This is a genomic window from Flavobacterium frigidum, assembly GCF_048286735.1.
In the GTDB taxonomy this organism is placed as follows: domain Bacteria; phylum Bacteroidota; class Bacteroidia; order Flavobacteriales; family Flavobacteriaceae; genus Flavobacterium.
Genome location: NZ_JBLVPU010000026.1, coordinates 1 through 25491, shown reverse-complemented (window position 1 = coordinate 25491; position 25491 = coordinate 1). Strand labels below are relative to the sequence as shown.

At 33.8% G+C, this 25491-nt stretch carries 21 protein-coding genes; 12 read left to right on the top strand and 9 right to left on the bottom strand.

Going from position 1 to position 25491, the window contains the following annotated elements:
- Positions 1-447: 447 nt before the first annotated feature.
- The 6 genes from ilvC to ACNQGO_RS13675 all read right to left on the bottom strand — a co-directional run bounded on the left by ilvC (position 448) and on the right by ACNQGO_RS13675 (position 8506).
- Positions 448-1920, bottom strand: coding sequence for a ketol-acid reductoisomerase (gene ilvC, locus ACNQGO_RS13700; RefSeq protein WP_417985619.1), 1473 nt, complete (start codon positions 1918-1920; stop codon positions 448-450).
- Between the two features lie 121 nt (positions 1921-2041).
- Positions 2042-2563 carry an acetolactate synthase small subunit gene (ilvN, locus tag ACNQGO_RS13695; protein WP_417985618.1) on the bottom strand — a complete coding sequence of 174 codons (522 nt, stop codon included), beginning with the start codon at positions 2561-2563 and terminating at the stop codon, positions 2042-2044.
- A 94-nt stretch (positions 2564-2657) separates the two neighbouring features.
- Positions 2658-4352 carry a biosynthetic-type acetolactate synthase large subunit gene (gene ilvB / locus ACNQGO_RS13690; protein WP_417985617.1) on the bottom strand — a complete coding sequence of 565 codons (1695 nt, stop codon included), beginning with the start codon at positions 4350-4352 and terminating at the stop codon, positions 2658-2660.
- Between the two features lie 140 nt (positions 4353-4492).
- Complete coding sequence (ilvD, locus tag ACNQGO_RS13685) at positions 4493-6166, bottom strand: dihydroxy-acid dehydratase (RefSeq protein ID WP_417985616.1); 1674 nt, start codon at positions 6164-6166, stop codon at positions 4493-4495.
- 40 nt (positions 6167-6206) lie between these two features.
- The gene (leuB, locus tag ACNQGO_RS13680) at positions 6207-7298 is read right to left on the bottom strand and encodes a 3-isopropylmalate dehydrogenase (RefSeq protein ID WP_417985615.1); all 1092 of its coding nucleotides are present in this window, start codon (positions 7296-7298) and stop codon (positions 6207-6209) included.
- A 32-nt stretch (positions 7299-7330) separates the two neighbouring features.
- Positions 7331-8506: a 2-isopropylmalate synthase gene (locus tag ACNQGO_RS13675; protein WP_417945794.1), complete on the bottom strand. Its 1176-nt coding sequence runs from the start codon at positions 8504-8506 to the stop codon at positions 7331-7333.
- A 153-nt stretch (positions 8507-8659) separates the two neighbouring features.
- On the opposite strand from ACNQGO_RS13675, the gene ACNQGO_RS13670 reads away from it, so the two are divergent.
- The gene (locus tag ACNQGO_RS13670; RefSeq protein WP_417985614.1) at positions 8660-10204 is read left to right on the top strand and encodes a hypothetical protein; all 1545 of its coding nucleotides are present in this window, start codon (positions 8660-8662) and stop codon (positions 10202-10204) included.
- Between the two features lie 14 nt (positions 10205-10218).
- Here ACNQGO_RS13670 and ACNQGO_RS13665 read toward each other — a convergent pair whose 3' ends face one another.
- Positions 10219-10443 carry a hypothetical protein gene (locus ACNQGO_RS13665; RefSeq protein WP_309756953.1) on the bottom strand — a complete coding sequence of 75 codons (225 nt, stop codon included), beginning with the start codon at positions 10441-10443 and terminating at the stop codon, positions 10219-10221.
- 331 nt (positions 10444-10774) lie between these two features.
- A complete protein-coding gene (locus ACNQGO_RS13660; protein ID WP_417985613.1) occupies positions 10775-12751 on the bottom strand; it encodes an alpha-ketoacid dehydrogenase subunit alpha/beta in 1977 nt (658 codons plus the stop codon).
- 171 nt (positions 12752-12922) lie between these two features.
- On the opposite strand from ACNQGO_RS13660, the gene ACNQGO_RS13655 reads away from it, so the two are divergent.
- The 11 genes from ACNQGO_RS13655 (at position 12923) to ACNQGO_RS13605 (ending at position 24555) form a co-directional block, all read left to right on the top strand.
- Positions 12923-13873 (top strand): isopenicillin N synthase family dioxygenase, encoded by a 951-nt coding sequence (locus ACNQGO_RS13655; protein ID WP_417985612.1) that lies wholly within the window; start codon positions 12923-12925, stop codon positions 13871-13873.
- Positions 13874-14021: 148 nt separating this feature from the next.
- Entirely contained in the window at positions 14022-14351 is a 330-nt protein-coding gene (locus ACNQGO_RS13650; protein WP_417985611.1) for a translation initiation factor, read from the top strand.
- Between the two features lie 120 nt (positions 14352-14471).
- A complete protein-coding gene (locus ACNQGO_RS13645) occupies positions 14472-15341 on the top strand; it encodes a nucleoside phosphorylase (RefSeq protein ID WP_417985610.1) in 870 nt (289 codons plus the stop codon).
- Between the two features lie 108 nt (positions 15342-15449).
- On the top strand, positions 15450-15842 hold the full coding sequence (locus ACNQGO_RS13640) for a VOC family protein (protein WP_417985609.1): 393 nt from the start codon (positions 15450-15452) through the stop codon (positions 15840-15842).
- 93 nt (positions 15843-15935) lie between these two features.
- Positions 15936-17060 (top strand): SDR family oxidoreductase, encoded by a 1125-nt coding sequence (locus ACNQGO_RS13635; RefSeq protein ID WP_417985608.1) that lies wholly within the window; start codon positions 15936-15938, stop codon positions 17058-17060.
- 76 nt (positions 17061-17136) lie between these two features.
- Positions 17137-17664, top strand: a complete 528-nt coding sequence (locus ACNQGO_RS13630) for a GNAT family N-acetyltransferase (RefSeq protein WP_417985607.1) — start codon at positions 17137-17139, stop codon at positions 17662-17664.
- Positions 17664-18530 carry a substrate-binding domain-containing protein gene (locus ACNQGO_RS13625; protein WP_417985606.1) on the top strand — a complete coding sequence of 289 codons (867 nt, stop codon included), beginning with the start codon at positions 17664-17666 and terminating at the stop codon, positions 18528-18530. Before ACNQGO_RS13630 ends, ACNQGO_RS13625 begins: the two co-directional genes overlap by 1 nt.
- A 21-nt stretch (positions 18531-18551) precedes the next feature.
- A complete protein-coding gene (locus tag ACNQGO_RS13620) occupies positions 18552-19484 on the top strand; it encodes a transglutaminase (RefSeq protein WP_417985605.1) in 933 nt (310 codons plus the stop codon).
- A gap of 788 nt (positions 19485-20272) precedes the next feature.
- Positions 20273-21421: a PAS domain-containing sensor histidine kinase gene (locus ACNQGO_RS13615; RefSeq protein ID WP_417985604.1), complete on the top strand. Its 1149-nt coding sequence runs from the start codon at positions 20273-20275 to the stop codon at positions 21419-21421.
- 449 nt (positions 21422-21870) lie between these two features.
- Entirely contained in the window at positions 21871-22878 is a 1008-nt protein-coding gene (locus ACNQGO_RS13610) for an IS30 family transposase (RefSeq protein WP_417985603.1), read from the top strand.
- A gap of 231 nt (positions 22879-23109) precedes the next feature.
- Positions 23110-24555 carry an FAD-dependent oxidoreductase gene (locus ACNQGO_RS13605; RefSeq protein WP_417985602.1) on the top strand — a complete coding sequence of 482 codons (1446 nt, stop codon included), beginning with the start codon at positions 23110-23112 and terminating at the stop codon, positions 24553-24555.
- Positions 24556-24827: 272 nt separating this feature from the next.
- On the opposite strand, the gene ACNQGO_RS13600 is transcribed toward ACNQGO_RS13605, so the two are convergent.
- Positions 24828-25226 carry a DUF4345 domain-containing protein gene (locus ACNQGO_RS13600; RefSeq protein WP_417985601.1) on the bottom strand — a complete coding sequence of 133 codons (399 nt, stop codon included), beginning with the start codon at positions 25224-25226 and terminating at the stop codon, positions 24828-24830.
- Positions 25227-25491 lie beyond the last annotated feature (265 nt).

The window sequence follows — 25491 nt, the reverse complement described above, 5'->3', positions numbered from 1 at the left end:
AAATCATAAATACCACTAAAATGAGATTGATTCGTAAATAAAAAAGAATTTTAATAATACTTTATCTAATTTTTGTAATTGCAGACTAATAGAAAAACACAAAAGGACGAGAGTGCCAAAAACTATCACATCTAACGTAACTACAAAATTAATAACGATGATTTTTTGAATTGAAATTTACCAAAACTATTTCGTTCCAAAAAAGAAGACTAGTTCGACTTGCTAAAGTATAGTTTATAAAAATTGAATGTCGATTTTTTTACTGGTTTCCAAAATGTTAAATAGGGATTACTTCACTTAATTTTTAACGGATTAAAAATTAAGTGAATGTAAAAGCATCCATACTCATTATGCATTAATAATATGTTTCTAACTAATTCGAAATATTATGAAATCTAATGCTATAGTGCTAATGACAACACACTTCCTCGTGTGGTAATTCCTATTTTATAATCCTATTTTTTTCATTGCGGTCATAGAAGCTCTCAACCGCTCTCCTACTTGTTCAATAGGGTGTTGACGAATGGTTTTATTTACTGCAATTAGCACCTCATTATCTACTCCATTTAAAGTAGAAAAGGGTTTACCAATAACATTTGTATCGACTGTTTTCATGAAATCTATTAATAAAGGTTTACATGCATGATCAAATAAATAACAGCCATATTCTGCTGTATCAGATATAATTCTATTCATTTCATATAGTTTTTTTCTAGCCACTGTATTGGCAATCAAAGGCAATTCGTGCAAGGACTCATAATAGGCTGATTCCTCAATGATCCCGGTTTTAGTCATGGTTTCAAAAGCCAATTCGACCCCAGCTTTTACCAAGGCAATCATCAACACACCGTTATCAAAATACTCTTGCTCTAAAATAGGTGAAGCTGTTGGTGCTGTTTTTTCGAAGTTGGTACCAGCAGTTGCAGCTCTCCAAGTCAATAAATTAATATCATCATTAGCCCAGTCAATCATCATATTTTTTGAAAATTCACCCGAAATAATATCATCCATGTGTTTTTGAAACAACGGGCGCATGATATTTTTTAATTCCTCGGCTAATCGGTTTGCTTCAATTTTTGCTGGATTTGATAAACGATCCATCATGTTTGTAATTCCGCCATGTTTCAAAGCTTCCGTAACCGTTTCCCAACCGTATTGAATTAATTTTGAAGCATAAGCAGGCTCAATGCCTTTTTCAATCATTTTATCGAAACATAAAATAGAACCTGTTTGCAATATTCCACAAAGAATGGTTTGTTCTCCCATTAAATCCGATTTTACTTCGGCAACAAATGAAGAGTTCAACACTCCTGCTTTGTGACCACCAGTGGCTACTGCATACGCTTTTGATTGTTCAAAACCAGCGTCGTTTGGATTATTTTCTGGGTGAACTGCAATTAGCGTTGGCACGCCAAAACCACGCTTGTATTCCTCACGAACTTCTGATCCAGGGCATTTTGGCGCACACATAATTACAGTAATATCTTTCCGAATTTGCATTCCTTCCTCTACTATATTAAAACCGTGAGAATATGCTAAAGTGGAACCTTTTTTCATCAATGGCATGATAGCCGTTATTACTGCAGTATGCTGTTTATCTGGCGTTAGGTTACAAACTAAGTCGGCTGTTGGAATTAAATCCTCATAGGTTCCAACGGTAAAACCATGATCGAAGGCGTTGCAAAATGAAGTTCTTTTTTCAGCAATTGCATCTGTTCGTAAGGCATAAGAAATATCCAATCCAGAATCTCTCATATTTAATCCTTGGTTCAATCCTTGTGCTCCACAACCCACAATGACTACTTTTTTTCCTTCTAGAGCTTGTATTCCATTTATAAATTCAGATTGGTCCATGAATTCGCAAACGCCTAATTGTTCTAATTGTAATCGAAGTGGTAATGAATTGAAATAATTTGCCATTTTATATTTTTTAATGATTGTAAAATTTAATAATTGTAATAGTTAATGCTGATAGTGCTGATATTCCTCCTTTGTCGGAATTACAAACAACAAAGCAACTGAACACTGCAAACTGAACACTCTATGAAAGTTCTTCTAATAATATTGAAATTTCCATTTTTGCTTTAGAAACTGATATTCTTCCGGAGCGTACAAATTGCATGATTCCAAAAGGTTTCAATTTTTTATAAAGCGCCTCTATTTCAATACGTTGTCCTGATTTTGAAATTACAAAAAAGTCTCTCGCAACCGTGACTATTTCGGAATGGCTTTCTTTAATTATATTCTGAATTTGTTTTTCATCAAAAAGTAAGCTCGATTCAATTTTGAATAATGCATTTTCAAGAAAGATCGTTTCCTCATCAATATGGTAAAATGCTTTGATGACTTCGATCTGTTTTTCTATTTGTCCCACGATATTTTGTACCCATTTTTCTGTTGTATTAACTACAATGATGAATCTTGAAACATTTTCGATTTCAGATTCAGATACATTTAAACTCAAAATATTGATATGGCGTTTCAAGAATATTCCTGATATTCTATTTAATAAGCCAACGTTGTTTTCTGAATATACAGAAATGGTGAATGTTTTATTTTCCATTTTTTTATGTTTAAAGTTTTTATGTTTAAGGTTTAAAGTTGCGCAAAATTATTTTCGGGTTTCAACAACTTTAAACCTTAAACTTTAAACTATTTTAGGACAAACGAATGTCCGAAACCGATGCTCCTGTTGGGATCATTGGGAATACGTTATTTTCTTTTTCTACCATAACTTCTAGGAAATAGGAATCCTTTGAAGCCATCATTTCGGCAACGGCAGCATCAAGATCTTCTCTTTTAGTTACTTTTTTAGCTTTGATATAATAACCTTCTGCAATAGCTATAAAATTAGGGTTGATCATTTCTGTAGAAGCGTATCTTTTGTCAAAAAACAATTGTTGCCACTGTCGCACCATTCCTAAAAACTCATTGTTTAAGACTACAATTTTCACAGGAACTTTAGTTTGAAAAATAGTTCCTAATTCTTGAATGGTCATTTGAAAACCTCCATCTCCAATAATGGCAACTACTTCACGATTTGGCATTCCCATTTTGGCACCAATTGCAGCAGGTAAAGCAAATCCCATAGTTCCTAAACCACCAGATGTTACATTGCTTTTTGTCGAATTGAATTTGGCATAGCGACACGCAAACATTTGGTGTTGTCCCACATCCGAAACCATAATGGCATCACCTTTAGAATGTTTATTAATCATTTCAATCGTTTCTCCCATCGAAATTCCCTCTCTCTTAGGTTTTAACTCATCATTGATTACCGCTTCTAATTCTATTTCATATTTCTCTTTAAATTCATTGTGCCAAGCTTCATGAGAGTTACTTTCGATTAAAGGAAGTAGAGCTGTTAAAGACTCTTTTAAGTCGGCCAAAACTGCTACAGTAGTTTTTACATTCTTATCGACTTCTGCAGGATCAATTTCGAAATGAATTACTTTGGCTTGTTTGGCGTATGTAGCTAAATTTCCTGTCACTCGATCGTCAAAACGCATTCCTAGAGCAATTAAAACATCGCACTCATTCGTTAAAACATTAGGACCATAATTACCATGCATGCCCAACATTCCTACATTTAATGGATGATCTGTTGGTATTGCTGAAAGTCCTAAAATGGTCCAAGCAGCTGGAATTCCTGATTTTTCAACTAAGGCTTTCAACTCGGCTTCCGCTTCACTAAGAATTACACCTTGACCAAATATGATAAATGGCTTTTTGGCAGTATTAATTAATTCAGCTGCTGCTGCTACTTTTTCAAGATTTAAAGCTGGCTTTGGATTGTAGCTTCTAATACTGGTACATTTTTTATAGCTGAATTCCATTTCATCAAATTGCGCATTTTTTGTAATATCAATTAATACAGGACCTGGGCGACCAGATCTAGCAATAAAAAAAGCTTTAGCAATAATCTCCGGAATTTCTGAAGCCTCTGTGATTTGATAATTCCATTTGGTTACTGGGGTTGAAATTCCAATTATATCCGTTTCTTGAAACGCATCAGATCCCAATAAATGCTTCCCAACTTGACCCGTAATGCAAACCATGGGAGTCGAATCGATTTGCGCATCAGCAATACCTGTAACCAAATTTGTTGCCCCCGGACCCGAAGTTGCAATGGCCACTCCTACTTTTCCTGTTGCTCTTGCGTACCCTTGTGCAGCATGCGTTGCGCCTTGCTCATGACGAACGAGTACATGATGCAATTGATCTTTAAATTTATATAGTTCGTCGTAAACAGGCATTATAGCGCCTCCTGGATATCCATAAATTAAATCAACTCCTTCCGCTAATAAGCATTTTATAACTGCCTCTGCTCCTGATATTTTATTATTTTTCATCTATTATTTTTATTAAGCAATTGCCTTTTTTAAAATTCCCTGGCAATAGCAATTTCAATGGCAATTTCAAAATTCGTGGTACTAACAATCAAAATCTTTTTTTTGATATTGATATTGACTTTTGAAATTGCAATTGGTTTTTATTTATCGGTTACACATCCTTCAGAGGCACTTGAGACCGAACGTATATATTTAAGTAACACTCCTTTTTTAATAGTGGATTCGGGTTGCACCCAAAGCGCTTTTCGAGCGTTAAATTCATCATCAGAAATTTTGAGGTTGATGGTGTTTTTAACTGCATCAATGGTGATAATATCTCCATTTTTGACTAATGCTATTCCACCTCCATCATACGCCTCAGGTGTTATGTGACCTACAACAAAACCATGTGAACCACCCGAAAATCTACCATCAGTAATTAAAGCAACACTTTTTCCTAGACCAGCGCCCATAATGGCTGATGTAGGCTTTAGCATTTCAGGCATACCCGGACCACCTTTAGGACCACAATACCTGATGACGACAACATTTCCTGGTTTGACGTCTCCGCCTCGAACTCCTTTTATTACTTCGTGTTCATTTTCATAAACAATGGCATCACCTTCAAAATATTCCCCTTCATTGCCACTAATTTTTGCGACACAACCTTCTGTGGCTAGATTTCCATAAAGGATCTGGATATTTCCTGTACTTTTTAATGCTTTCTGAATTTTATGAATCACATCTTGACCATCATTCAAATCAGGAACAGTTGCTAAATTCTCTGCTATTGTTTTTCCAGTTACAGTCAAACAATGTCCGTGCAATAGGCCTTCTTTTAGTAAATATTTCATTACAGCTGGAACACCACCTACCGCATGTAAATCTTCCATAAGGTATTTTCCGCTTGGTTTTAAGTCGGCTAGCAAAGGCGTTTTGTCACTAATTTTTTGAAAATCATTTAATGTAATTTCGATATCTACAGAATGAGCCATAGCAATCAAGTGCATTACTGCATTTGTAGAACCTCCTAAAACAGCTACCATTGTAATAGCATTTTCAAAGGCCTCACGTGTCATGATGTCTCTTGGTTTGATATCTTGTTCTAATAAAATTTTAATGGCTTTACCAGCTTCAAGACATTCTTGCTTTTTTTCTGGGCTTAATGCAGGATTAGATGAACTGTAGGGCAAACTCATTCCTAAAGCTTCAATAGCTGAGGACATCGTATTCGCGGTGTACATTCCGCCACAAGCGCCTGCACCGGGACATGAATTTTGAATTACACCTTTGAAATCTTCAGGTGAAATGGTATTGTTGAATTTTTTTCCCAAAGCTTCAAAAGCCGATACAATATTCAATGATTCTCCTTTCCATTTTCCAGAATGAATACTGCCACCATAGACCATAATTGCTGGACGATTTAATCTACCCATAGCCATAACAGATCCGGGCATATTTTTATCACAACCCGGAATAGCAATTAGTCCATCATACCATTGTGCTCCCACTACCGTCTCAATAGAGTCGGCAATAACATCTCGCGAAACCAATGAATAACGCATTCCGTCTGTACCGTTAGACATCCCATCGCTCACACCAATAGTATTAAAAATCAACCCTACTAAATCTTCTTTCCAAACTCCTGTTTTTATATCTTTTGCCAAATCGTTCAGGTGCATGTTACAAGGATTTCCCTCGTAGCCCATGCTTACAATTCCAACTTGAGCTTTCTTTAAATCGTTTTCAGTTAAACCAATTCCATATAGCATAGCTTGTGCAGCGGGCTGCGTTTCATCTTGCGTTATGGTTTTGCTGTATTTATTTAATTCCATTTTTCTCTTTTATAGTACTGTTTTACTGTTGCTTTTAATTTTAAACAATAGTAGATTGTCCGATGTAAACATTATCACTTTTAAAATAGAGATCGTCTTTGCTCAAAATATAATTAGCAATAAAATCTCCTACTTCGTTGGTTCCAAATTTAGAATACGGATTCAAATCAGGTGTGACGACGTTCAATTCAATAGCTTTATCTACCGCTTCATGTACTTTAAGAGATTCATTGTGAAGTCCAAAATGTTCCAAAAGCATAGCAGCAGATAGTATTGAAGCAATAGGATTTGCAATATTTTTTCTTTTTCCTTCTTGAAAACTACCATGAATAGGTTCAAAAAGTGCCGTTGAATTACCAAACGATGCCGATGGCAGTAATCCTATTGCACCAGTAATTACGCTAGCTTCATCAGATAAAATATCTCCAAATAAATTCTCGGTTAGAATCACATCAAATTGTTTTGGATTAATAATAATTTGCATCGCAGCATTATCAACAAAAAGAAAGTCTAAAACTACATCTGGGTAGTCTTGTGCAATTTCGGTTACTACTTTTCTCCATAATCGAGATGTTTCAAGTATACTGGCTTTATCGACCAAAGTGACTTTTTTTCTTCTTTTTAATGCCGTTCTGAAAGCCAAATGAGTGATTCTAATGATTTCTTCCTCTGAATATTCACATAAATCAGAGGCAAAAGTGCCTTGCTCATTGATCTTTTTCTCACTAAAATACGAACCGCCTGAAATTTCTCTGAAAATAATAAAATCAGTACCATCAATAATTTTTCTTTTTAAAGGGGACAAATCCAATAAATCAGTGTACGGTTTTATAGGTCTAATATTTGCAAATAAACCAAGCGCCTGCCTTAGTTTCAAAAGTCCTTGTATGGGATTTAAATTCGTATCATCAACAGAACCAAATAATACGGCATCAGTATTTAGGCAAAGGTTTAAAGTTTGTTCTGGTAATGGATTTCCAGTTTTTTCGATAGCAATTGCACCAATAAGAGCGTCTTCAAAAATAAATTCATGATCGAAAACGACACCTATGGCGTACAATGCTTTTTTGGCTTGTAAAACTACTTCAGGACCTATTCCGTCTCCTGCTAGTACTGCTATTTTTAAGTTCATATTACTACGATTTATATTTTTAACATCAGAAATTAATTCAAGAGTAATTCCTTACTCATTTTACAAGCAGTAACGATTTGATGAATGTCATTATCTATAACTTCTTTTTTTATGTCAGCAAACTTTAAAAATTCTTTATAAACAATATCCAGTTGCACTTTTGTTAACTCATATCCTATTTTTTTGGCCCTGTAGGCTAATGCTGCTCGACCGCTTCTGGCCGTAAGAACTATTGAGGATTCGTTTACTCCTACTTCTTTTGGGTCCATTATTTCATAGGTTGCCCTGTTTTTGATAACACCATCCTGATGAATTCCGGAGCTGTGTGCAAATGCGTTTGCTCCAACAATTGCTTTATTTGGTTGGACCATCATTCCCATACTTTCAGACACCAATCGGCTCATTTCGTTGATCTGACGCGTATTAATATTAGTATCCAAGTTTAAGTAAGGATGTTGCTTAAAAATCATAACTACTTCCTCAAGTGCCGTATTACCTGCTCTTTCTCCTATTCCGTTGATGGTACATTCTATTTGTCTGGCACCGTTTACAGCTCCAGCGATAGAATTTGCTGTGGCCATTCCCAAATCATTGTGGCAGTGGCAAGACAAGACCACATTATCAATCCCTCTAACATTTTCTTTCAAATATTTAATTTTTGCTCCATATTCCTCTGGCAAGCAATATCCTGTAGTATCTGGAATATTAAGAACAGTAGCACCTGATTTAATCGCTTCCTCACAGACTCGAGCTAGAAAATCATTGTCAGTTCTACCTGCATCTTCAGCATAAAATTCAACATCTTCAACATAAGATTTAGCATGTGAAACAGCATATTTGGCTCTAGCAATAATGTCTTCTCGGGTGGTATTTAATTTGTATCGAATGTGTGAATCAGAGGTGCCAATTCCGGTATGGATTCGTGGTCTTTTGGCATGTTTTAAAGCTTGAGCAGCTATATCTATGTCATTTTTAACGGCCCTTGTCAAGCCGCAAACAATGGCATTTTTAACTACTTTACTAATTTCTGAAACAGATAAAAAATCTCCTGGACTTGAAACCGGAAAACCAGCCTCAATAATATCTACTCCCATTTCGTCTAATCGATTTGCAATAACTAATTTTTGGTTGGTATCTAACTTACATCCTGGAACTTGTTCGCCGTCTCTTAAAGTGGTATCAAAAATTTGAACTTTCTCTCTATTCATTATCATTTATTTAGTGTAATTTCACAACCCTAAACAAAAATATCTTTCATTAAGTTATTGAGAAACTCCATTTAATGAAATATACTGCTTATAAAGCAATTGTTAAGCTTATAAAAACCTGATTAACAACAAACTAAGCTAACTTATTTTACAATGGCTAACCATCAAAAAGATTTCTTATTCGTATTAATTAAATCCCTTTCAAAATCTGAAAAAAGACAATTTAAGATTTTTGCAAGTAGATTAGAAACGAGTTCAAATACAAAATTTATTGAACTATTTAATATTCTTGATAAATCGGATGCCTATGATGAGAAGCTAATTTTGAAAAGTGGCATCATAAAAAAAGTGCAATTATCGAATTTAAAATCCTACTTGTACAAGCAAATTTTGGTGAGTATTCGATTGAATATTCCGAGTCAGAATATGCGTTACCAAATTCGTGAACAAATTGATTTTGCAACTATTCTATACAACAAAGGATTGTATAGGCAAAGTCTAAAAATTTTAGATAAAACTAAAATCCTCGCTTTAGAAAATGACGAAAAATTAATGGCATATGAAATTGTAGAATTCGAAAAACTAATCGAATCACAATACATTACCCGAAGTATTCAAGGTCGTGCTGACGAATTAGTGGTGCAAGCCAAGGAATTAAATTACAGAAATACTATTTCGAGTAAATTGTCTAATTTATCGTTGCAACTGTATGGCATTATGTTGAAAACTGGCTATGTAAAAACGGATGCCGAATACATATATATCGATGATTATTTTAGAAAACATAGTTCAAAATTCGATCAATCAAAATTTGGCTTCCGTGAAAAATACTGGTTTTATAATGCCAATTTGTGGCGCAGTTTTTTGGTACAAGATTTTTTATCGTGCTACAAATATGCTTTAAAATGGGTGACGCTCTTTTATGATACTCCAAGTATGATATATTTGAATCCTGTTTTTTTTCTAAAAGGGAACCATTATTTGTTGGAGTCTTTGTACATGCTGAAATACAAATCTAAGTTCAAAAAATATTTGGTTTTATTAGAAGAAACAACAAAAGATCCTCGCTTTCCAGTAAACGATAATATTGCTTCCCTATCCTTTTTATATTTGTACAATAACAAACTAAACTTTCATATTCTAGAAGGTACTTTTATAGAAAGTGAATACCTAATCCCTGAAATTTTAGCAAAATTAAAAACGCATAGTGAGCATCTTGACGAGCATCACGAAATGTTGTTTTATTACAAAATTGCCTCTATTTATTTTGGCACCGAAAAATATGCCGACTGTATTTTGTACTTAGAAAAAATCATCAACAACAAAAATCTTTCTATGCGAGAGGATTTAATGTGTTTTTCGAGACTACTTTGTTTGATTGCACATTATGAATTGGGTAAGGATTACTATTTAGAAAATCAACTCAAAAACACGTACAAGTTTTTACTTAAAATGAACGACTTACACGAAGTGCAAAAAGAAATTATCAAGTTTTTAAAAAATTTAAACTCCATTTATCCAACAGATATCAAAAAGGAGTTTGTAAAAATGAGAGCACGTTTTATCGAACTAGAGAAAAATACCTATGAAAAAAGAGCTTTTTTATATCTAGATATCATTTCTTGGCTGGAAAGCAAAATCGAAAACAGAAAAATTAGCGATATTATTAAGGAAAAAGCAAAATTGAGTAATCGTTAAGAAGGAAAAAGATGCTATTCTATTTCTTTCCTACCTCTAATAATATCATCAAATGCAGCGCACTTTACAAATTCTTGTTCACCTTCGATAATCATTGGCAAAAATACAAATTCAACCTCTGATAAATCTTCTTTCAGGTAAAAAGCCATATCGTCGAGTTTGTAAAACCATTCTTTATCAAATTGAATTTTAGGAATGGTGGCATCTTTAATGAGTAATTTTTCTTTTAGTGGCTTCATTAGAGTTTGATAATATTATTTTTCAAAAATAAAATATCAAATAATAACGCCCAAATGATGGAGCGAATTTATTTTTAAACATTGTATTTAAACAAAATGTAAAATGCTATACTATATAAAAAAATAATGCGTTTAACAAAAGAGTATTATTCATAAGTAATTAAAAACAAATACCATGAACGGATTTTTTAAAACTATTATAGCGGGCTACGGTGCTAAAAAACTAGGTGGTGGCTGCTTTGGCACCATTCTTATTTTTATAATTATTTATTGGATATTAGGTTATTTTTAGATTTAAAATACTACAAATAACCTAACTATTAATTTACAACTAATATAACAAGAGTTCTTTCAGATCATTTTCAAAACGGCCTTTTGGCAAATATTGATCTTCCAATGCTTTTGTAAAAGGGATGGGTGTGTCCAAACTTGCCACACGTTTTACTGGTGCATCTAAATATTCAAAACATTGTTCCATAATTAATGCCGAAAGATCACTTGCAATACCACCAAATATGCTGTCTTCCTGATAAATAATAGCTCTGCCCGTTTTCTTTACAGAAGCAAAAATAGCGTCAGTATCTAAAGGTTGTAAGGTTCTTAAATCCAATAAATCTGCTGAAATTTCAGGATTTTTTGATAAAGTATCTAAAGCCCAATGAACTGCTGCTCCAAAAGCAATAATAGTAACCGAATTCCCTTCTTTCAGTAAAGCCGCTTTTCCTAATGGTAACGTGTAATAATCTTTAGGAACGTCCTGGTAAACGCTTCGGTACAATTGCTTGTGCTCAAAAAACAACACTGGATTTGGATCATTTATAGCCTCATTCAGCAAACCTTTTGCATCATACGGAAAGGCTGGATAAACTACTTTTAAACCTGGAGTTTTGGTAAACCAAGCCTCATTGGTTTGTGAGTGAAATGGTCCTGCTTGCGTACCTCCGCCGCAAGGCATTCGTACTACAACATCGGCTTTTTCTAACCATCGATAGTGCGATTTGGCTAATAAATTCACAATAGGATTGAACCCTGTCGAAACAAAATCAGCAAATTGCATTTCAACGATTGCTTTGTAACCATTAATAGATAAACCCATTCCTGCCGAAACCACCGCGCTTTCGCAAATGGGTGTATTAATCACGCGCTCTTTACCAAATTGCGCTACAAATCCATCAGTAATCTTAAAAGCACCACCATATTCAGCAATGTCTTGCCCCATGATAACTGAGTTTTCATGACGTTCCATTGATTGTCTTAAACTGGTCGAAATAGCATCTATAAAACGAATGTTTTCTTTTTCTGTTGAGTGTTTAACTTCTTCATATACAAATGGTTTGTACACATCATTTAGTTCTTCGGTTAAGGAAGCTTCTATTTCAGGTTCAGCATTGGCTAGAGCCAAACTTTCGTCTATATCTTTTTTAATTTCTAATCGTAGTGCTTCATCAAACTCACTTGTAAGAACGTTGTGATCAGACAAAAAGTTTCTGAAGTTTTCTACGGGATCTTTTTCAGCCCACATATCCATTAATTCCTGCGGAACGTACTTTGTTCCACTCGCCTCTTCGTGCCCGCGCATTCGGAAGGTTTTAAACTCTAATAAAACAGGTCTTGAATTTTCTTTCATTGAAGCCTTTAATTCAGATACTAAATTAAAAACTTCCAATATATTATTTCCGTCTACAATATAACTTTCCATTCCGTAACCAATGCCTTTATCAGCTAAATTTTCGCATCGGTATTGCTCATTTGTTGGTGTTGAAAGGCCATATCCATTATTTTCAATAACGAAAAGAACAGGCAATTCCCAAACCGAAGCAATATTCAAGGCTTCATGAAAATCACCTTCTGATGTGGCGCCTTCTCCAGTAAAAACAGCCGTAACTTTGCCGTTTTTCTTGAGTTTATTTGCCAATGCAATTCCATCCGCAACACCTAACTGTGGTCCCAAATGCGAAATCATACCAATAATTTTGTACTGTTGGGTTCCAAAATGAAAACTACGATCGCGACCTTTTGTAAAACCATTAGCTTTCCCCTGCCATTGCGAAAAAAGGCGGTACAGCGGAATGTCTCTTCCAGTAAATACTCCCAAATTTCTGTGCATAGGCAAAATGTATTCATCTGAATCTAAAACTGCGGTAACCCCTACAGAAATGGCCTCTTGACCAATTCCTGAGAACCATTTAGAAACTTTACCTTGACGAATAAGGATTAACATTTTTTCCTCTATAAGTCTCGGTTTTAGTATTCGTTTATATAAATCTAATAATTGATTGTCAGTAAGATTTTTTCTGTCGAAGATCATTGTTACGGTTTTATTGTATGGTTCAAAGATAAAAAAATATAACAGTTTTGTGTTATTTTGTTATATTTTTTCATGTTGTTTGTGAAAATTAAAATTCAAATATAAAATTATTCTTTACATTTGTAATTGCAAGGTTTTGATCTTGCAAAATATCAAAAAATATTTAAAAGTATGCAAAACATTCCAAGTGTTGACTTGCGTGATTTCCTGTCGGATGACCCGGCACGTAAACAAAAATTTGTAAATGAAATCGGAAGTGCATTTGAAGATATTGGCTTCGTAGCACTCAAAGGGCATTTTTTAAACGACCAATTGGTTGATGAATTGTATGGTGAAATCAGAAATTTTTTCGCTTTACCTTTAGAAACAAAACGCAGTTATGAAATCCCTGGAATTGGCGGACAAAGAGGTTATGTTTCTTTTGGAACAGAACATGCTAAAGGAAGAAAAGAAGGAGATTTAAAAGAATTTTGGCATTTTGGACAGTATGTGTCTGCAGATTCAAAATACGCTGCAGAATATCCTGAAAATGTTGAAGTAAAAGAGTTACCTTGTTTTAATGTGGTGGGAAAAGAAGCCTACCAAATGTTAGAAAAAACAGGAGTGTATGTGTTAAGAGCTTTGGCTTTACGATTAGGATTAGATGAATTTTATTTTGACAATTATGCCAAAGATGGAAATTCTATCTTAAGACCTATTCATTACCCTCCAATTACATCAGAGCCTGAAAACGCAATTAGAGCTGCTGCACACGGCGACATCAACTTGATTACGTTGCTTATGGGCGCTCAAGGTAAAGGACTACAAGTGCAAAACCACAACGGAGAATGGATTGATGCCATTGCAGAACCAGATGAATTGGTTATTAATGTGGGCGATATGTTATCACGACACACGAACAACAAATTAAAATCGACCATTCATCAAGTAGTGAATCCACCGAGGGAATTGTGGGGCACTTCGCGTTACTCCGTACCGTTTTTTATGCATCCCGTGAGCGATATGCCATTAAATTGTTTAGAAAATTGTATCGATGCCGAAAATCCAAAACAGTTTGAGGACATTACTGCAGGTGACTATTTGTATGAAAGATTAGTAGATTTAGGTTTGATCAAAAAATAAATTTTAATTCAATAGTTCAAGAAAGACATCGAGTTCGCTTGATGTCTTTTTGTTTATTACCATTAAGTAATTAAGGTGCATTAAGAGCAGTAAAAACTTAATTTCCTTAACTTCTTAATGGTTTTATAATAAATTAATATTAAAAAAGATGAACTTACAAGACCAATTAAAAAATTTTTTTCCAGATCATGAACCTTTGCCAGAAGAGCAAACCGAGGCGGCGGCACACGAATTATACGTTCAAAAAGAGCCAATGATTTGTAAATTTGAAAAACGAAAAGGAAAAGCGACCACCATAATTGAAGGTTACGAAGGCACCGACGAAGATTTTAAAATTCTAGCCAAAGAAATCAAAACAAAACTAAGTGTCGGCGGCACCTTCAAAGATGATTCCATAATCATTCAAGGAGATTACCGCGATAAAATAATGATTATTTTAAAAGAAAAAGGATTCAAAGTAAAACGTGTGGGAGGATAATCCCCACCTAACCTCCCCAAAGAGGAGGAACCAAATTGAAATATAAAAATAGAACATAAATCATGAACTGGCTACCTCTCCTTTGGAGAGGGCTAGGGAGAGGAAAAAATATAAAAACAAATGATACAATCATCAGAATTAATATTAAATCCAGACGGTAGCGTATACCATTTGAATTTAAAACCAGAAAATATTGCACACGATATCATCTTTGTAGGAGATCAAAATCGTGTGGAGAAAATCACGCAGTTTTTTGATAGTATTGAATTTTCAACTCAAAAAAGAGAATTCAAAACCCAAACTGGAATTTTTAAAGGAAAGCGCATTACTGTGATGTCTACAGGAATTGGGCCCGATAATATTGACATCGTAATCAACGAGCTTGATGCTTTGGTAAACATCGATTTAGAAACGCGTCAACCAAAAGAAAATTTGACTTCCTTGAACATTATTCGTATCGGAACTTCGGGTTCTTTACAGGCCGATATTCCTGTAGACAGTTTTGTACTATCTAAATTTGGATTAGGACTAGACAACATGCTCCGCTCCTATTTGATTGATGAAGTTTCAAATCTCGAAATGGAAGATGCTTTTGTACAACATACCAATTGGGATCTAAAAAAAGGAAAGCCCTACGTAATTGCTTGTTCTGAAAAATTAGAAAAAGTTATTGAAAGTGACCAAATGCATAAGGGAATCACAGCAACTGCTGGAGGTTTTTACGGACCACAAGGACGCGTATTGCGTCTGAATATTCAAGATGAAGAATTAAATTCTAAAATGGATAATTTTAAATTTGGTGACAACCAAATCACAAATCTTGAAATGGAAACGGCAGCAATTTATGGGCTTTCGGCACTTTTAGGACATCAAGCCTTGTCATTAAACGCGATAATTGCGAATCGTGCTTCGGGAACATTTAGTGAAGATCCTTATAAAGCGGTTGACGAATTGATTGCGTATACACTAGATAAACTGGCCAATCAATAACAGTAATAATATGATTAGGAGCTATTTCCTGCTATCCGCTATATCTCTTGTGTTCGCTAGCGCTACCACAAGAGGATGCCGCTCCTATCAGGGCTAAAAAAAACTAACATGAAACTAAGAGTTGCCAGACATACAAATGATTTAGAAAAAATTAAGGTTTTTTACCTTTCTATTCTAGAATTTGAACTGCTTGGCAGCTTTAATAATCATGATCTGTACGATGGTATCTTAATAGGTAATTCTAACTTAGATTGGCATTTTGAGTTTACACAATCAAATGAAAACGCAGAACATCACTTTGATGAAGATGATATTCTTGTTCTTTATCCCGAAACGAGAAGTAAGTATAATTCAATGATTAACAATGTTTTAAATTCTAACACTTCTATTATTACTTCAAAAAATCCATATTGGAATGATCCCGAAGTTTCGGGAGGCAAAATGTTTTTGGATCCCGATGGATTCAGAATTATTATTTCCGATTTGAAAGCAAAAGATTGATAATTATTGGTTGGAGACTTCAAAAACGCGATGATACTTAAACCTGAACTATTTACTATTTAAAACTACCTTTACTTTTAGAACAAAACGATAATGAAAATAATACTTACAGGAGCAACAGGAGTTTTGGGATCTCATATTATGTATGAAATTCTGGAGCTTTTCATCAACACTAAAATTGATGGTAAACTCTTTATAATTGCCCGAAAAAAAGGAAAAAAAACAGCTCAAGATCGCATAAACGAACTATTATCGAGTAGTTATACCCCGCAAATCATAAAGGACAAAGGCATAGAAAAACTGCACGAATACATTGAAATAATCGATATTGATTTGGCTGAAATTCAAGATACTTTTTCAAGCCAAATAAAAGATGCTTATTTTATTCATTCAGCTGGATTTGTTAATCTATCTACCGATGAAGAACAACGAGAAAAGATTTTTGATGAAAATACCAAAATCACTAAATCCCTCTTCACTTTATTTCATCCTTTCATAAAAAAGTTTATTTACATTGGAACTGCTTTTTCATCTGGAAACCGAAAAGGATTAATTGACAATGACTTTCATAGTTTAGAATTCAAACCAGAGCATCGCAATGCGTATGAAAACGCTAAATTTCACTCCGAAAATTTTATAGCACAAGAATGTAAAAAAATAAATTTGCCTTTTCAAATTCTGCGTCCAAGTGTTATTGGGGGAAAAATGTTAGGGACAGAAAATCCATATTTTATTTCAAAATATATGGTTTTTTATCTTTTGGCAAAATTCTTTCACTTTACTTCTCAACGAAAAGGGGAACAAGAAAATGTGCGTTTTATCATCAATGAAGACACTGTTTTAAATATTATTCCCGTTGATTATGTGGCAAAAGTGATTGTCAATACCTTTGAAAGAGACGATATTGAGCAGCTAAACATTGTAAATACTAAAAGCTTTAATATGATAAAAGGATTGCAATTGATTATGAAGGAAGTAGGTTACACTAATTTTACTTTAATTCAAAATCAATTAAATTTCAAATATAAAAACGTCATTGAAAAACTGTATTATGAAAGTATTGGTAAGCATTTAAGTCCCTATTTTACAACTGCTGCCAACGAATATGACACCACTTTATTGAACTCCATTTTGGAAATACCAAAACTAGATCAGGAAGCTTTCACTAATATGATTCGATATGCAAAATTGAATAATTTCAAAGATATTAATGTGTGATTGCTTCGTTCCTCGCAATGACAGAAAACCACTGCTATCAGGGCTAAATCGTTAACTATGAAATTTTTAGTACACCATGAATCTTATTTTAGAAACTGACCGATTACTTTTACGAGAAATGCTCATTTCAGATGCTGAAGCTTTATTTGAAATGGATCGAAATCCTAAGGTGCATCAATACCTTTGGAACAAACCTGTAAAAGAAATTAGCGAAGTCTACGCTACTATTGAGTCTGTTAATAAGCAGTACACCCAGAATAACATCGGTCGCTTTGTTATTATTTTAAAAGAGACACAAGAGCTTATAGGCTGGGCTGGATTAAAATACAACACTGAAATGGTCAATAATAAAATCCATTTTTACGACATTGGGTACCGCTTAAACGAAAAATTCTGGGGCAAAGGATATGCAAGTGAAGCCAGTTTTGCTTGGTTGGATTATGGTTTTAATGTGATGAAAATTCCTGTAATGGAAGCAGCTGCGCATACAGACAACATTGCCTCCAATCGAATTTTACAAAAAATTGGACTAGAAATGACTGAAGCCTATCTAGAAGATGGCGTTTCTTGGAATTGGTACGAATTAAAAAATCCAAATCTATAATGAATACAATAAAAATAGCCGGAGTTCCAGAACATTTCAATTTGCCTTGGCATTTAGCCATAGAAAGCGGCGATTTCGAAAAAGAAAATATCGATTTACAATGGACTGATGTTCCCGAAGGTACCGGTAAAATGTGCCAATTGCTGCGTGATGGCGAAACTGATATTGCAGTCATATTAACCGAAGGAATTGTAAAAGATATCACAGCTGGAAATCCGAGCAAAATAGTTCAAGTGTATGTTGATAGTCCTTTAATTTGGGGAATTCATGTGGCTGCTAAATCAAAATACAATACTTTAACTGACTTGAACGGCACTACAGCTGCTATTTCTCGATTGGGTTCTGGCTCACAATTAATGGCGTATGTCAATGCCGATAATCAGTCCCGTCTACATTCGGGATGGAAAACGGATGATCTTCAATTTGAAATTGTAAACACCATTGACGGTGCCGTTGAAGCCTTAACAAACGGAACTGCAGATTATTTTATGTGGGAACGTTTTATGACTAAGCCATTAGTAGACCAAGGTATTTTTAGACGTATTGGAGATTGCCCAACACCTTGGCCTTGCTTTGTGATTGCGGTTCGTAAAGAAATTCTTGAAAAACAAGCGGATGTTATTTCAAAAATTTTATCAATTATAAATCAAACTACTGTTGACTTTAAAGATATTCCAAGTATTGATACCACATTAGCATTAAAATACCATCAAAAAATTGAAGATATTCAAGAGTGGTTGTCTTTAACTCATTGGTCGCAAAACCAATTAAAAGCAGAAATGTTAAACAAAATTCAAAATCAATTGATTCAACTTAAAATTATCGATAAAAAAGGTACTTTTGAAGATCTTGTAGAAACAGTTTAGATTGCTGTTTTTATTTTTACTATGATAAAAATAAAAGAAATTAATTTTCAAAGTATAAAACAACGATTTCAGGTAAAAAAACCTTGGGATGACGTGATTATTTTTGTACTAAACATTTTAATTGCAATTCCTCTTTTTATAATCATCCATCAAAATCTAATTAATCCAAATTGGTTTCTGAACATCGATCGTGTAGTTTTATTTTTGATATTGATTGTAGGTATTCAAATCATCCTTAGATTTTTAAGAACTATAATTCTCTTTTGTATCATCCTTTATTTTTTGGTTTTAGTATATGGATCAACTATGGGAAACTATGGATTTAACAGTGTTTTTGAAGATTATAATTCCATCATGTACACCATGTCTGATAATCCTTATCCACAAGATATTATTATTGCCAAGTTGCTTCCGTTTCCAAACAAATCTAAGATTGTAAATGCAATTGAATATCAAAATCCAAAAATTAGGAATTTTGCGATTATGGCAACAACTAAACATTTTAAAAAAGTAAAAGGCTATTCTGATTACAGGACTATTATACAATGCTTTGCCGTTTTTAAAGAAATAAATAACAAATGGAATTATGTAAGTGATCCAAAAGCAAGAGATTACATTGCAAGCGCATCAGAATCGCTACTCTATTTCTCTGGCGATTGCGATGATCATTCCATATTAATGGCTGCCGCAATTAAGTCTATTGGGGGAACTCCACGATTGATTCATACTACTGGCCATATTTATCCCGAAATACTCATAGGCACTCAGACTGATTTAGAAAAAGTAAACTTTCTTATAAAAAATGTGTTATTTGTTAATGAAAGTAAAGAAAATAAACTGCATTATCACGTTGATGAGCGCGGACAAATCTGGATGAATTTAGATTATACTGCAAAATATCCTGGCGGACCTTTTATGTCCGAAGAAATTCTTGGTGCATTGACGTTGGATTGATAACAAATTCAAAATCCAACATTCAAATTGCTTACAGGTTTTTTTTACCAAAAAACAGCACAATTTATTAGTCAAAAAAACCGATTTACATTATCAATTTTATTGTGGTGCAGCGTTTTCTTTAACAAAAATTATTAAATAAATTCTTTTTAGTAAATCGGATTTAGGACTAAACTAAGCCTATCTTAGAACTTACCACCCGAGCTGTAGCGAATAAGCGAAGCAAATTTCCAAAATACAAAACCAACTTTCCATTGTGCCTATCGCCTTAAACTGTTATAGTAGATGCTGCGTGCTGTGTTTTAAGTGTTCAGTGTATTAAATTTTTTTTCTAATATAATTTATCAGTTTTTCTTCATTAATCAATTTCATTGATAGGATCAAAAATCTGAATCAAATTTATTTTAAAGTCCTTAATATGAGTACGATTTGGTTTGATTTTAACAAAAGCTTTATTGAGTGCTTTGCAAGGTTCCAGCAATAGTGTATTCTTGCGTCTATTTCAGAATTGGTAATTAACTAATTTACGCTCAAAAAAAAATAACTACAATTAGTGACTTACTATTTATTTGGGTTCATAAACGAGAAATTCGTTTAGCTGAATTCTTGCTTTTACAAATAAACAAAGGATACAATACTTGTCATTTATTTTATGAATTATACTTCAAAGACCAACAGTATAGGAAATGAATTATATAACATTTATACGGAATTGTATAACAAATTTTACAGTTAAAAAAAGATATTTGCTTTTAGAATTTTTACCCCTTATCTCTAAAATCAGAAAAATGTCAACATCACAAAACAAGAAAAGCCTTAAAAAACAGTACGTTCCTACAGCAGAATTTTATAGCCAAATAATTGATAGTTTAGAGGAATATTCAATTTTTACGGTTGACACTGATTTAAATATAAACAGTTGGAATTCAGGAGCTACAAATATATTTCAATATGAAACAGATGAAATTATAGGAAAGCCCTTTGAAACTATTTTTACAGAAGAAGATAAAAAAGCTGGAATTCCAAAAAAGGAAATTGATATTGCTTCAAAAACAGGGAGATCTGTAGATATAAGATGGCATGTCTGTAAAGACGGGAAAACATTTTTTGCAGATGGATTGGTATTTCCATTAAAAGATGAAAATGAGGTTGGTATGGGATTTGTGAAAATATTGCGTGATATCACTGCCACAAAAGAAGCTGAGGACGAGATAAAAAAATATGCAAAAGAGCTTGAAGATCTCAATGCTCACAAGGAAAATGTGCTCGCGATATTATCTCATGATTTAAGAAGCCCACTTGCAGGAATTATCCAGGGTGCTCAATATTTAGAAGCAAATTTCGACACGCTACAACCTGCTTTAGTAAAAGAATTGTTGAAAGAATTTCACTTAGCAGCGGTAAACGAATTGAACATGTTGGACTATCTAGTTGAATGGGCAAGGATTAAGTATGCTGCCGAAGCTTTTAAACCTGCCTCAATTGAATTAATACACTGTGTAGAAAAAGTTTTTGATTCCTTAAAAGAAACCGCATCCATCAATACCATAAACCTTCTAAACGAAATAGAAAAAAATTGTAATGTGTTTGCCGATGAGAAAATGTTGCTTTCTATATTGCAAAATATAGTTTCGAATGCGATTAAACATTCTCATAACGGAGGCCAAATTACGCTATCAGCTAAGCAAAGTGATGACATGATGATCATAGTGATCAAAGACTCAGGAAAAGGCATGTCAAAAGAAATAATCGATCAACTTTTTGCTCCTAAGGTCAAAGCACTTTCTAAAGCGGTAAAAGAAAATAAAGGAATGGGTATTGGTCTATTGCTTGTCAAAGGATTTTTAGAAAAAAATAATGGTAAAATATGGGTTGAAAGTGAAGAAGGCAAAGGATCGTCTTTTTATTTTACTTTACCCATAAGTAAACCTCTTTAGTTCAGAAAATATTGAGGTAAAGGCTACAGTAAAGCAAAACAGTATGGTTTTTAATTACAGAAATCAAAACTACATTGTGCCACTCCATAACTGATGGAAATAATTACAGACGCTGATAAACTTCATCAAATAGTTATCTATAAAATAGCTATCGTTTGTATCCTATGCCGATAAAGCGGTTTAGTTTAAGGCTTGTATAATTGTAATAACTTGCAATTGTAACGTACATACAAATCGTAAACAAAGATCTTTTGATGTGTTTGCGCTTGTTATAAACCTTGCTAAGCTTTTTATAAACCACTTTTTAACATCAGCATGAAATTTAAATAAATAGCGTTTAGCAATTCTTTTTATTATGTAAGTTCAAGTTATAAGTGCAACAGATAAATTAAAAACACTTGGAGTTATCCCCCCAAGTGTTTAAGGTCAAAAGCCTAAATTTGTCTTGCATGAAAAAATATAAACAATTAACGGTAGAACAAAGATACCAAATTGAAGCTCTACTACAAGCTGGATTTAATCAAACCAAGATAGCAGCTCAATTAGGTGTTCATCGCAGTACCATTTGTAGAGAACTAAAGAGATCGATACCTAAACGAGGTAGAGGTTCTGGAGAATATTGTGCTTCAAATGCACAGCGAAAAACAAGTAATCGTCATAAAGAAAAGTATAAAATAGTTTTATTAACACCTGATTTGAAGCAAGCTATCTTCGATAAAATGACCTTGGACAAATGGAGTCCGGAGTTAATTTCAGAACGTTGGAAGTTAGAAGGTAAAGCAATAGTTAGTCATGAAACAATTTACAAATGGATATGGGAATCTAAGCACACCAACAGGATAGAGAATACACCTTTTAATACACTTTACCAAGAATTGAAACATGGTAAAAGGAGACAAAAAAGAGGGAATATAAAAGACACTCGAGGAGCAATTCTAAATCGTAAACATATAAGTGAGAGGCCAGCTGTTATTGAACAAAGAAAAAGAATCGGAGATTTAGAAGCCGATTTAATGATGGGAAAAGACCATAAATCAGCATTGCTAGTCCTTACAGATAGAACTACATTAATTACCATGATAGATAAGTTGCAGGGAAAAACATCATTAGAAGTCACACAGAAAATAATTGAAAGGCTTTCTAGATTTAACTCCAGCTACGTCAAAACAATCACTTTTGACAACGGAAAAGAGTTTGCTGGACATACTGAAATCGCAAAAATATTTAATCTAAAAACCTATTTTACAACACCATATACCTCGCAAGAAAAAGGAACTGTAGAAAATAGAATCGGTGTAATTAGAAGATTTTTTCCAAAGAAAACTGATTTACGAATTGTAACCAATGAAAGAATTAAACAAGTAGAATTATCAATTAATAACAGACCCATTAGAAAATTCAATTACCTTAGTCCTATTGAAACTCTAAATAATAAGTTTGTTGCACTTATGAGTTGAACACAGCTTATACTATAAAAAAGTAGCTTTGCGCTGCTATTCTATTGTCATAAAATCATGCAAATAATACAAGCACTAAAATGCTTAAAATGAATATATCTTTAGTTCGATTACCCAGAAACACCCAAGACCATGATCAATAGTTTAGTTTTTAATACGGCATCAACTGTAGTAACTCCGTTTTTTAGTAAGGATATTATTTGTAAAATTACAATAAACAAGAAGTAAAAATTGGAAAATAAAAAAGCAAGTTGGACGGTGTGCTTAGCGTGCCAAGGTAGAGGAAAGAAAAGTCGGGGGCTAACTAAAAAAGCGCGACTCCAATACCAACTATCATTAGACAACTTAAAAAAGACTAATAGCGAAGAAGCTGCTCCTATACCTCCTAAAGGACACCTTTACTCCTGCTTGAAATGTTCAGGATTAGGTTTAATTCCAGCTGTAAATCCTCCTGCAGCTGATACAGAAAACTTTCCGCACCTCGCTATTATTGGGGCAGGTATTGGCGGCGTTGCCCTAGCAGTTGCTTGTTTGCATCGGGGCATTCCTTTTACTATATACGAACGTGATGCAAATTTTGATACTCGCTCTCAAGGATACGGACTCACTTTACAACAAGCTAGTAAGGCAATTGAGGGATTAGGTCTACTTTCACTAAAAGATGGAGTACATTCAACAAGGCATTTGGTTCATACTACTGATGGAAATGTAGTAGGTGAATGGGGCGTGAGAAAGTGGATACAGGGAGATGACAAAACAAAAACAAAGCGATCCAATATTCATATTGCAAGACAATCTTTACGGATGGAATTATTAAATCAATTAGGTGATCCAGAAAAGGTACAATGGAGTCACCAATTACTGGATTTTAAAGAGGATGAAAGTAAAGGTATTACGCTAAGATTTCAAGTAAATGGAGCAATAAAAACTGTAAACGCCGATCTAGTGGTTGGAGCTGATGGAATTCGAAGTACAGTACGGAGGTTAATAATTGGTGATGAGCAGAGCCCTTTACGGTATTTAGGATGTATTGTGATATTAGGTATATGTCCTTTAATTGCTTTAGCAGAAATGAATAGTTCTTTATTGGATTCAGCTACAGTATTTCAAACTGCCAATGGCAAGGAACGAATTTATATTATGCCTTACAAAGAAGATTCAGTAATGTGGCAATTGAGTTTTCCAATGACTGAAAAAGAGGCTAAAGAATTAAGTGCACAAGGTCCTAAAGCGCTAAGAGAAGAAGCAATTCGTAGAACGCAATGGCACGATCCTATTCCACAAATTTTACTTGCAACACTAGAAGTGCATGTCTCAGGATATCCTGTATATGATCGCGAATTACTACACTCAGAGTTATTAAAAAATGCTGGAAAAGTAACTTTGATCGGAGATGCAGCGCACCCCATGAGTCCGTTTAAAGGACAAGGAGCAAACCAAGCGTTGCTAGATGCACTAGCTTTAGCACGAGCCATTTCAAGTGAATGCAGACTTTTATCGCAATGGAGAACAGTTGGAATTCGAGAAAGTCTGTTAAAAAAATTTGAAGCTGAAATAATAGAACGTAGTGCTTCCAAAGTAAAAGATTCAGCAGATGCTGCAACATTTCTACATTCTGAAATTGTACTTCACAAAGCAGATGAACCTAGAGGAAGAAGTATCAAGAATAAATACTAGTAAATAACACCTTACTTGGAGATGCTATTAAATAGTAACAATGCTTAAAAAATTAAATCTAGAAAAATCTTTAAAAAATTTTTAAAGGATGAGTTATTCTGGACGTTCAGGTGTTAAAAATATTCTGAAATTAAATCGTCCCGCAAATAGGCCAAAGTCGGGCTCATTAAAGCCGATTTTTTCAAAAAAATAATGATTTCTTCAAAATCTTAAATTGAGCCTAATGCCCAATTATTGCTTACGAGTTGCAACAGGCTGGCTTTTTAACAATTTTATTGGTTCTGACTGTATTTTTTTAATTGAAAAATTGAGTACGATCCGAGTACAAACTCTGCAATAATTCCGAAAATATAACCGCCTGTCGGAATTCCGTCCATTAACATACTTATCATTCGTCCAATTGCGAGAGATAGCATAAATAATATATTCAATTGGGTAGCAGTTATCCAATATTTAGTTTTCCAAATTCCTAAAATCCAAACGATTGAAATTCCAAGATACAAACACATAATTGCTTTTAGCATATTTGAAAAGTCAACTGTATTTATTTGAATATCCAAATACTCAGGCAGAATTGATGGCGAACCATAAATTATTGCTGTCGGAACTACAATAGATAAAGATAAGAACAGATGTAGATTTTTTAAAATCCAGTTTGTTTTACTTTTCATTTATATCTTGATTTATAAATTTTGTTTTATTTCTTGTATTGTTTTTTAAGTTTAAAAGCAACCTATAGAATCTTTTAAACAAACAAAGTATGTAATGTAATGTGATTAACCTTTTATTTAAAACCTTTATTTTGAATTTTTTATATTTTGTCCCGTCCTGAAATAGCGATACACAATAAGTATCCTAATGGAAAAACATGAAGAAACACACTATGTAAAGCGGACTCAAAAAGATTATTCAATGTCTTTTAAATTACAAATTGTT

Bases quoted from the DNA above. Each gene is read 5' to 3' on its own strand.
- ilvC (WP_417985619.1), bottom strand. From the start codon at position 1,920: ATGGCAAATTATTTCAATTCATTACCACTTCGATTACAATTAGAACAA.
- ilvN (WP_417985618.1), bottom strand. From the start codon at position 2,563: ATGGAAAATAAAACATTCACCATTTCTGTATATTCAGAAAACAACGTT.
- ilvB (WP_417985617.1), bottom strand. From the start codon at position 4,352: ATGAAAAATAATAAAATATCAGGAGCAGAGGCAGTTATAAAATGCTTA.
- ilvD (WP_417985616.1), bottom strand. From the start codon at position 6,166: ATGGAATTAAATAAATACAGCAAAACCATAACGCAAGATGAAACGCAG.
- leuB (WP_417985615.1), bottom strand. From the start codon at position 7,298: ATGAACTTAAAAATAGCAGTACTAGCAGGAGACGGAATAGGTCCTGAA.
- ACNQGO_RS13675 (WP_417945794.1), bottom strand. From the start codon at position 8,506: ATGAATAGAGAGAAAGTTCAAATTTTTGATACCACTTTAAGAGACGGC.
- ACNQGO_RS13670 (WP_417985614.1), top strand. From the start codon at position 8,660: ATGGCTAACCATCAAAAAGATTTCTTATTCGTATTAATTAAATCCCTT.
- ACNQGO_RS13665 (WP_309756953.1), bottom strand. From the start codon at position 10,443: ATGAAGCCACTAAAAGAAAAATTACTCATTAAAGATGCCACCATTCCT.
- ACNQGO_RS13660 (WP_417985613.1), bottom strand. From the start codon at position 12,751: ATGATCTTCGACAGAAAAAATCTTACTGACAATCAATTATTAGATTTA.
- ACNQGO_RS13655 (WP_417985612.1), top strand. From the start codon at position 12,923: ATGCAAAACATTCCAAGTGTTGACTTGCGTGATTTCCTGTCGGATGAC.
- ACNQGO_RS13650 (WP_417985611.1), top strand. From the start codon at position 14,022: ATGAACTTACAAGACCAATTAAAAAATTTTTTTCCAGATCATGAACCT.
- ACNQGO_RS13645 (WP_417985610.1), top strand. From the start codon at position 14,472: ATGATACAATCATCAGAATTAATATTAAATCCAGACGGTAGCGTATAC.
- ACNQGO_RS13640 (WP_417985609.1), top strand. From the start codon at position 15,450: ATGAAACTAAGAGTTGCCAGACATACAAATGATTTAGAAAAAATTAAG.
- ACNQGO_RS13635 (WP_417985608.1), top strand. From the start codon at position 15,936: ATGAAAATAATACTTACAGGAGCAACAGGAGTTTTGGGATCTCATATT.
- ACNQGO_RS13630 (WP_417985607.1), top strand. From the start codon at position 17,137: ATGAATCTTATTTTAGAAACTGACCGATTACTTTTACGAGAAATGCTC.
- ACNQGO_RS13625 (WP_417985606.1), top strand. From the start codon at position 17,664: ATGAATACAATAAAAATAGCCGGAGTTCCAGAACATTTCAATTTGCCT.
- ACNQGO_RS13620 (WP_417985605.1), top strand. From the start codon at position 18,552: ATGATAAAAATAAAAGAAATTAATTTTCAAAGTATAAAACAACGATTT.
- ACNQGO_RS13615 (WP_417985604.1), top strand. From the start codon at position 20,273: ATGTCAACATCACAAAACAAGAAAAGCCTTAAAAAACAGTACGTTCCT.
- ACNQGO_RS13610 (WP_417985603.1), top strand. From the start codon at position 21,871: ATGAAAAAATATAAACAATTAACGGTAGAACAAAGATACCAAATTGAA.
- ACNQGO_RS13600 (WP_417985601.1), bottom strand. From the start codon at position 25,226: ATGAAAAGTAAAACAAACTGGATTTTAAAAAATCTACATCTGTTCTTA.